The 7,661-nt window shown below is 44.9% G+C and carries 7 protein-coding genes and 3 pseudogenes; 9 read left to right on the top strand and 1 reads right to left on the bottom strand.

What is annotated here, in order from left to right; all coding sequences use genetic code 11:
• The 9 genes and pseudogenes from FTU91_RS14760 to FTU91_RS16715 form a co-directional block, all read left to right on the top strand.
• Window positions 1–191, top strand: a pseudogene (locus FTU91_RS14760) (Vi polysaccharide biosynthesis UDP-N-acetylglucosamine C-6 dehydrogenase TviB); the annotation flags it as partial.
• A gap of 26 nt (window positions 192–217) precedes the next feature.
• Window positions 218–1,243, top strand: a complete 1,026-nt coding sequence (locus FTU91_RS14765) for an NAD-dependent epimerase/dehydratase family protein (RefSeq protein WP_180082709.1) — start codon at window positions 218–220, stop codon at window positions 1,241–1,243.
• On the top strand, window positions 1,240–2,412 hold the full coding sequence (locus tag FTU91_RS14770) for a lipopolysaccharide biosynthesis protein (protein WP_180082710.1): 1,173 nt from the start codon (window positions 1,240–1,242) through the stop codon (window positions 2,410–2,412). Before FTU91_RS14765 ends, FTU91_RS14770 begins: the two co-directional genes overlap by 4 nt.
• Window positions 2,412–2,999, top strand: coding sequence for a DapH/DapD/GlmU-related protein (locus FTU91_RS14775; protein WP_180082720.1), 588 nt, complete (start codon window positions 2,412–2,414; stop codon window positions 2,997–2,999). Before FTU91_RS14770 ends, FTU91_RS14775 begins: the two co-directional genes overlap by 1 nt.
• Window positions 3,000–3,092: 93 nt before the next feature.
• Complete coding sequence (locus FTU91_RS14780) at window positions 3,093–3,641, top strand: acyltransferase (protein ID WP_180082712.1); 549 nt, start codon at window positions 3,093–3,095, stop codon at window positions 3,639–3,641.
• Window positions 3,642–3,665: 24 nt separating this feature from the next.
• Complete coding sequence (locus FTU91_RS14785) at window positions 3,666–4,784, top strand: glycosyltransferase (RefSeq protein ID WP_180082714.1); 1,119 nt, start codon at window positions 3,666–3,668, stop codon at window positions 4,782–4,784.
• Window positions 4,781–5,881 (top strand): glycosyltransferase, encoded by a 1,101-nt coding sequence (locus FTU91_RS14790; protein WP_180082716.1) that lies wholly within the window; start codon window positions 4,781–4,783, stop codon window positions 5,879–5,881. The genes FTU91_RS14785 and FTU91_RS14790 overlap by 4 nt, the downstream gene beginning before the upstream one ends.
• On the top strand, window positions 5,878–7,014 hold the full coding sequence (locus tag FTU91_RS14795; protein ID WP_180082718.1) for a glycosyltransferase family 4 protein: 1,137 nt from the start codon (window positions 5,878–5,880) through the stop codon (window positions 7,012–7,014). The genes FTU91_RS14790 and FTU91_RS14795 overlap by 4 nt, the downstream gene beginning before the upstream one ends.
• 96 nt (window positions 7,015–7,110) lie before the next feature.
• Window positions 7,111–7,247 (top strand): annotated as a pseudogene (locus FTU91_RS16715) (IS982 family transposase); the annotation flags it as partial.
• A 307-nt stretch (window positions 7,248–7,554) separates the two neighbouring features.
• On the opposite strand, the pseudogene FTU91_RS14800 reads toward FTU91_RS16715, so the two are convergent.
• A pseudogene (locus FTU91_RS14800) lies at window positions 7,555–7,661 on the bottom strand (IS701 family transposase); the annotation flags it as partial.

A 7,661-nucleotide genomic window follows, 5' to 3' on the forward strand; every position in this document is an offset into this window, starting at 1 on the left:
AGCATGAATATGGGATTGATCCTGTTTCGACATTAACAGAAAACAGCTATGACGCCATTATTCTGGCGGTGGCACATCATCAGTTTAAAGAGATGGGCGTAGAGAAAATTCGTGCCTTGGGCAAAGCGGAACATGTTTTATATGATTTGAAATATGTACTTGCACAGTCTGAATCTGATCTTCGTTTGTAATTTAAAAAGTGTTAGGAAGTATCGTCATGAGTCAATATCAGCTGGTTTGTGAACAGTTAAAGCAAGCACCGAAAACGTGGCTGGTCACGGGGGTTGCCGGTTTTATTGGCTCCAATCTGTTAGAAACACTGTTAAAACTTGATCAAACTGTTATTGGTTTGGATAACTTCGCTACCGGTCATCAATATAACTTAGATGAAGTACAGTCATTGGTCAGTGCGGTGCAATGGGCAAAATTCACCTTCTATGAAGGCGATATTCGTAATTTGGAAGATTGCCAAAAAGCCTGTGCCGGCGTGGATTATGTCTTGCATGAAGCCGCTCTGGGTTCAGTACCACGTTCGATTGCTGATCCGATTACCACTAATGCCACCAATATCAGCGGCTTCCTGAACATGCTGACGGCTGCACGTGATGCCAAAGTCTCTAGCTTTACCTATGCCGCCAGTAGTTCAACTTATGGTGACCATCCGGCACTACCTAAAGTTGAAGAAAATATCGGCAAGCCACTTTCGCCTTATGCGGTCACCAAATATGTAAATGAGCTGTATGCTGAAGTCTTTGCCCGAACTTATGGCTTTAAAACGATTGGTTTGCGCTACTTTAATGTCTTTGGTAAGCGTCAGGATCCAAACGGTGCCTATGCAGCCGTGATTCCAAAATGGACAGCGGCCATGATTGCCGGTGATGATGTGTTTATCAATGGCGATGGTGAAACCAGCCGGGATTTCTGCTTTATCGATAACACGGTGCAAGCCAATATTCTGGCAGCGACCACAGCCGATGATGCCGCAAAAAACCAGGTTTATAATGTGGCGGTGGGTGATCGAACCACCCTGAATGATTTGTATCGTGCGATTCAAAGTGCTCTAAAAGAGAATCAGGTCAATTACGAAAAAGATCCGGTTTATCGTGACTTCCGTGCCGGTGATGTACGACATTCCCAGGCCAGCATTGCCAAAATTGAACAGGCGCTGGGTTATGCCCCGGAGTTTCGAATTGATGCCGGTATTCAGCTGGCCATGCGCTGGTACGTGCAAAATCTGACATGATTGCGCGTCTTTTCGCCAAATATCAGTCGATTGGCTTAATCACGTCGAGTTTATTAGCAGGTGCGATAATTACATTTATCGCACTTCCTTTTTTAACGCGTCTTTATCCGGTTCAGGATTTTGGTGAATATGGCATCGCATTGGCTGTGGTCAGCGTTTTATCGACCATTGCCAATTTGCGTCTCGATCAAGCCTTACTGGTCGCGGAAGAGCAGGACAAAAAAAGCCTGATCTTTGAAGGAGCGATGTTCTCTACAGTTATTGTAGCGGTCAGTGCCATCATCTTAAGTTTTATTTTTAATGCGGCTGTGGTGGTTGCCATTTGTAGCGGTGTGCTGGCCAATACACTGATTCAAAGTATCTATAATTATAAATTTGCCGCACATGCCGAATATTTCTGTGCCGGGCTGAATATTTTGCGTAGCCTGATTGTGGTGCTGGTACAGCTAGGCTTGCCTTTGTTGATGAGCATCAGCCTGGTCAACAGTTACAGTGTCAGTTCAGTGCTGATGCTGCTGTTTGTACTGATTTATATTGTAAAAAATCAGCTTTATCAGGTCAGTTGGCAGGCATTTAAGCACTATCAGGATTTTATTTATTCCAATACCCCGCACGCCTTGCTGAACAGCTTTTCGCATAACTTGCCTTATTATGTGGTCTCGCATTTTGTCGGTGTGCAGGCGATGGGCTTCTATGCCATTGTGGAGCGGACTTTGCGGGTGCCGATTAATTTAATGTCGCAAACCATTCGCCAGTTTTTTATCCGCAAATTTAAACATCTGGAAAATAGTCAGGAAGCCCTGAAAAGCAGTGTACTGCTGAGTCTGCTGTCTTTGCCGCTGTTTGCCGTGTTTTTTGTGCTGCCAGAATCCCTGTATTTATGGGTATTTGGCAAAGACTGGGTCGGCATCTCTACCTATTTCCAGATTTTGGCCTTGGGCTATTGGGCCATTTTTTGTAATCCGCCCAGTTCTGCCTTCCTGATTGCACAGCGTAGTAGCCATGTGCTGTTTAGATTGCAGATTATTGAGTTATTGATTAAATTCGTTTTATTTTTCGGTCTGTATCTACTGGTAGAAAATAAAATCTATATGCTGCTTGCCGTGCCGGTTGCCCTGATTTTTTATAACTTTGCCATTTTATTCTCTGTGTGGAGTAGCAAAAAGTGATGTTTTTTAAAGCTTTAAAACTCATGAACTGGCTCACTGCACAATGCCGCAAGGTTGTTTATAATCAGGCCTTTGCTACCCGGTTTAAATATTTTGGCAAAGGCACTACGCTTGAAATTGCAGGTCAGGTGCGTATGGGTAAAAATGTCTATATCGGCGATCAGGTCAGCCTAATTGTGGAACCAGGCGCAACGCTCAGCATTGCCGACAACAGCTTTATTGGTGAAAGTTGTTATATCAAATGTTTTGGTGGCAATATCAGTATTGGTCAGGATGTCAGCATTAATTCCAAGTCATTTATCAATGGCTGCGGTGGAGTCAGCATTGGCGACAATACCCGCATTGGCACGCAAAGTATCATTATTGCCAGTAACCATAAATTTGATGATCCGAATATCTTGGTGAAAGACCAGATTACCAAGCAGGGGGTCAGCCTGGGGGAAAATATCTGGCTGGGTGCCCGGGTGACGGTTCTGGATGGCGTCAATATTCCGGACAATAGTGTAATTGGAGCGTGCAGTCTGGTTTCCAAAACGCTTGCCGAGCCGGGAATATATGTCGGCATTCCTGCCAGAAAAATCAAATAAGCCTGGCAATGCAATTATATGCCTGAAGCCAATTTAGGCGTAAAATAGCCCACTTCTCGCATTTTTTGTTTTGCTGCTCTAAAGGTCATGCGCATGGCATTGATAAAATCCGTCTTCAATACACTCTTTGACCTGGTCTATTTTATGGCCAAAGGCAGTGTGGCTTATGCGCGGAAAAAAGGGGTCAGCGTAGGTGAACACTGCCGAATTTATATTAAAAGCTGGGGCTCGGAACCCTTTCTGATTGCTATTGGCGATCATGTTACCGTAACTTCCGGGGTGAAATTTATCACCCATGATGGCAGTACCTGTCTGGTCAAAGACCAGCACGGCAAACGCTATCAACGCTTTGCCCCGATTCAGGTCGGTTCGCATGTGTTTATCGGGGTCAATACGATTGTTATGCCGGGGGTGAAGATTGGTTCCAATGTCGTGATTGGGGCCGGTTCGGTGGTGACCAAAGATATTCCGGACAACAGTGTGGCGATTGGTGTGCCCGCCAAGGTGGTTTCAAGTTTTGCGGACTACGCTGCCAAGATTCAAGCCAGCTGTGCCAGCGATTCGGAACTGGCCGGCATCCATGATTATCAGCAGCGTGTGCAACGTGCGATGGATCTGCAAGACTCCAAAAACGTTCATTAATTTCTCCCATTTTCAGGTACTGTTATGCTCAATAAAATCATGTTTTTTTTGCCGACCTTAGGGGGCGGCGGAGCAGAACGTACCGTGATTCAATTGGCCAATAACCTGGTCCAGCAGGGACACAAAGTGGATATGGTGGTCTGCGACATCAGCGGGGTAAAAGGTAAACTCCTGCCCGAGGTTGATCCGCAGATTCAATTGATCGATCTAAGCTGTGGCCGTGTTGCCAATGCCATTTTCCCGTTAAAAAAACTGTTGCAGGCGGTGGAGTATGATGTGCTGGTGGCGACCCAGACCCATACGAATATTATTGCTGCCCTGGCCAGACGTTTAGCCAAAAGTCAGGTCCGGTTGATTTTACGCGAGGTTTCCACCCCTTCAAAAAATTTGAAATTGCAGGGCTTGGCAAAGTGGCTGCTGAAAACCCTGGTCAAAATGACCTATCCAGCTGCCAGTCAGGTGGTCTGTGTGTCCAATGGCGTGCTGGATGATTTTCGTGAATATTATGCCTATTCCAAGAACAATTTAGTCACCATTTATAATCCGGTGATTGACGAGACCTATGCTGAAAAATTGCAGGTCGCGGTTGAGCATCGTTTCTTTCAGCCAGAACATAAAGTCATTCTGGCAGTCGGGCGTTTAACCGAAGCGAAAAATTTCGGTTTTTTGATTCGTTCTTTCCATGCCTTGTATCAACAGCACCCGGAAACCCGCTTGATTATTCTGGGTGAAGGGGAATTACGCGGTGAACTAGAGCAATTGGTTCATGACTTAAGCCTAAGCGATGTGGTTGATCTGCCCGGTTTTGATCCCAATCCCTATGCCTATTTTAAATATGCGAAACTGTTTGTCTTGAGTTCCAACTGGGAAGGCTTGCCCGGGGTGCTGATTCAGGCTTTGGCCTCGAAAATTAAAGTGGTGAGCACCAATTGCCCCAGCGGTCCAAAGGAAATTTTGGCGGATGCTAAATTTGGCTTGCTGGTGGAATGTAATGATCAGGCGGGCATGACTGCGGCGATGCAGCAGGCGATTTTCGGTAAATATGTCACGTATGATGACACTGAACTGGCTGCACATTGTCTGCAATTCCATAAACATACCGTGCAAAAGCGCTATCTGCAGCTGATGGAGCGCTCCGCATGAAGCAGCCGAAACCAACCATGGTGCATGTGATTACCAACTTTGCCGGAGTGGGTGGGGCAGAGATGATGCTGGCACGCCTGATTCAGCAGACCCGCGACCAGTATGCGCATGTGATTATCGCACTGATGAAAACATCGGAGGTGTATGCCGAAACCCTGGCGCAGTGCCAATCCTATTATGCATTGGGCTGGAACGGACTGAATACGCTGGGGACGATTGCTAAGCTGCAGCATTTGCTCAAGTCCATTGCGCCAAAAACGGTGCAGTGCTGGATGTACCATGCCAATGTATTGACCAGTTTAAGTTGCATTGGTCTCAGCCCAAAACCCGATATCTTCTGGGGCATTCATCATTCGCTGGCCTCTCCCAAAGAAGAATCGCTGAGTACCAAAGTCGCCCTGGTCATGAGTAAAGTTCTGGCTGCGCAGCCCCAAGGCGTGATTTATTGCGCGCATTCATCCTTGCAACAGCATCAACGCTTTGGCCTGAAAAATAGCAATGCTCAGGTGATTGCCAATGGCGTGTTTCTGGACAAGTTCCAGCCCAATCCTGAACTGCATCAACCGATCAGCATTGGTTTTGCCGGACGTTATCACACCGCAAAAGGCTATCCCTATTTATTTGCGACTCTGGCAAAACTGAAAGATCAGCCGATTATTTTTAAAATTGCCGGCAGTGGGGCAAGCTTAGAGAATCCCGAAGTCAAAGCCCTGTTTGAGCAATTTGGGCTAGATAAAAACAAAGTGCATCTGCTCGATCAGGTTTCCGACATGCCGGCATTTTATCAGTCGGTGGATGCCTTTTTGATGACCTCGATTACCGAAGGCTTTCCCAATGTGCTGGTCGAAGCGATGGCATCCGGTCTGCCCTGTATCAGTACCGATGTCGGCGATGCTAAATATATAGTCGATGAGCTGGGTGCTATTGTGCCGCCACGTGATCCGGAGGCGTTGGCCAATGCCATTTTGGACTATGTCCATTCCAGCCAGGCGGAAAAATTACAGTTGAAACAAGCCAGCCGTGCACGGGTGGAACAACATTTTAGTATTGAAAGCGTGAGTCAGCAGTATCTGGACATGTGGAGACAAGGTGCATGAAGTTTTTGATGATTTGTAGCTTTTTGCCGTCCGTCCTGAATTTCCGTGGCAAGCTGTTGGAAGCCATTGCTGACCGCGGTTTTGAAATTCATATTATGGCCCCTGACTTAAAATCTTTTCCAGACGAGACGGCTAAACTCCGAGATTTGGGGTATCGTGTTCACTGGATTCCTATGCATAGAACCGAAGCAAATCCAATTTATGATCTAAAAGCCTTATTTGTGATTTATCGCTTGATTCGCAAAATTCAGCCGAATTATGTACTGTCCTATACCATTAAACCAGTAATCTACGGCACGCTAGCGGCATGGCTCGCAAAAGTCCCACATAGATTTGCATTAATTACAGGTTTGGGGTATGCCTTTCAAAATGTCGAATCAGGCAAGCGTAGTATTTTTCAAAAGTTGGTACATGGCCTATATGCTCAAGCACTGAAACATACTGAAAAAGTCTTTTTTCAGAATCCGGATGATTTAAAGCTGTTTCTACAGATGCAATTGCTCAATGTGAACAAGCCAACTGTAGTGGTGAATGGTTCAGGGGTGAATGTGCAGGATTTTAATGTAATGCCATTACCGCTCAATAAAGAAGGACAGGTAAAAGCTTCTTTCTTGCTGATTGCTCGTTTGCTCGGTGATAAAGGCGTGCGTGAATATGCCGAAGCGGCTCGTATTGTCAAAGCGCAATATCCTGAAACGGAATTTCATCTGGTCGGCTGGATAGATGACAATCCTTCTGCGATTTCGCAAGCTGAGCTGGATATCTGGATACAGGAAAAAACCGTGAAGTATTGGGGTAAACTGAGTGATGTACGTCCGGCCATTGCGGGAAGTTCGGTCTATGTATTGCCTTCTTACCGGGAAGGAACCCCGCGTACGGTCTTGGAGGCCATGGCCATGGGTCGTGCGGTGATTACCACTGATGCCCCGGGCTGCCGTGAAACGGTGAGTAATGGCGTAAATGGCTATCTGGTGGCGGTTAAATCGGTCGATGATTTGGTACAGGCGATGCGGTATTTTATTGAAGATCCAAAGTTGATGGTTTATATGGGGCAGCGTTCACGTGAAATCGCGCTCAATAAATATGATGTGAATCAGGTTAATGCCCATATGATGTCAGAAATGGGACTCTAATTTAGCCTGAATCGCGGATAAGAAATTGACTTGAAAAAATAAGAGAAGTAGAGCTATCAATTGAGCTACCACACTAAACTCACAACTCTAGTTTTTATGGTCAATAGTGCTGAATTATTCTGTGTAATTGATGATTTCTTCTTAAAATTTGAAGAATTTATTGGAAATTTCTTAAACAAAGTAATCACTGTTTAAGCTCCATCCGAACTGCACAATTAAGTCTTTCAAAAATTATTTTATTGCTACTTGGTATGGCCTACCCCCGAAAGTTGAACTTCCTTTAGTTCAATTTGGATGAAAAATATTTTTAGGAATTTAAGCTTAAAGTCGTCCAATTTTATTTATCTGGATATGGCAAAGCCGTAATATGAAAACAGTTCAATATAAATGCGAGTAATGTTGAAATATGGGTAAAGCTATATCAAAAAATTGGTAAAATAGCCCCACATAGAGTTAATAAATCGTCAGCGTTTTACTATGGAATTTAAACATCAAGTGGTTTTGGCTGTTTTTAGAAACAAATCTAGGACTTACGCAGTATTATTTATAGATTCTCTGTGGTAGCAGATGATTTTTATCGAGAATAAAGTCATCAATGAAGTTTTTGATCATTGGTCTAAATAATTTCTTCTGCCAACGATATACAT

The organism is Acinetobacter sp. YH12201 (assembly GCF_013418145.1).
GTDB lineage: Bacteria > Pseudomonadota > Gammaproteobacteria > Pseudomonadales > Moraxellaceae > Acinetobacter.

Excerpts from the sequence above, each read along its gene's own strand:
- FTU91_RS14765 (WP_180082709.1), top strand. The coding sequence starts at position 218 with ATGAGTCAATATCAGCTGGTTTGTGAACAGTTAAAGCAAGCACCGAAA.
- FTU91_RS14770 (WP_180082710.1), top strand. The coding sequence starts at position 1,240 with ATGATTGCGCGTCTTTTCGCCAAATATCAGTCGATTGGCTTAATCACG.
- FTU91_RS14775 (WP_180082720.1), top strand. The coding sequence starts at position 2,412 with ATGTTTTTTAAAGCTTTAAAACTCATGAACTGGCTCACTGCACAATGC.
- FTU91_RS14780 (WP_180082712.1), top strand. The coding sequence starts at position 3,093 with ATGGCATTGATAAAATCCGTCTTCAATACACTCTTTGACCTGGTCTAT.
- FTU91_RS14785 (WP_180082714.1), top strand. The coding sequence starts at position 3,666 with ATGCTCAATAAAATCATGTTTTTTTTGCCGACCTTAGGGGGCGGCGGA.
- FTU91_RS14790 (WP_180082716.1), top strand. The coding sequence starts at position 4,781 with ATGAAGCAGCCGAAACCAACCATGGTGCATGTGATTACCAACTTTGCC.
- FTU91_RS14795 (WP_180082718.1), top strand. The coding sequence starts at position 5,878 with ATGAAGTTTTTGATGATTTGTAGCTTTTTGCCGTCCGTCCTGAATTTC.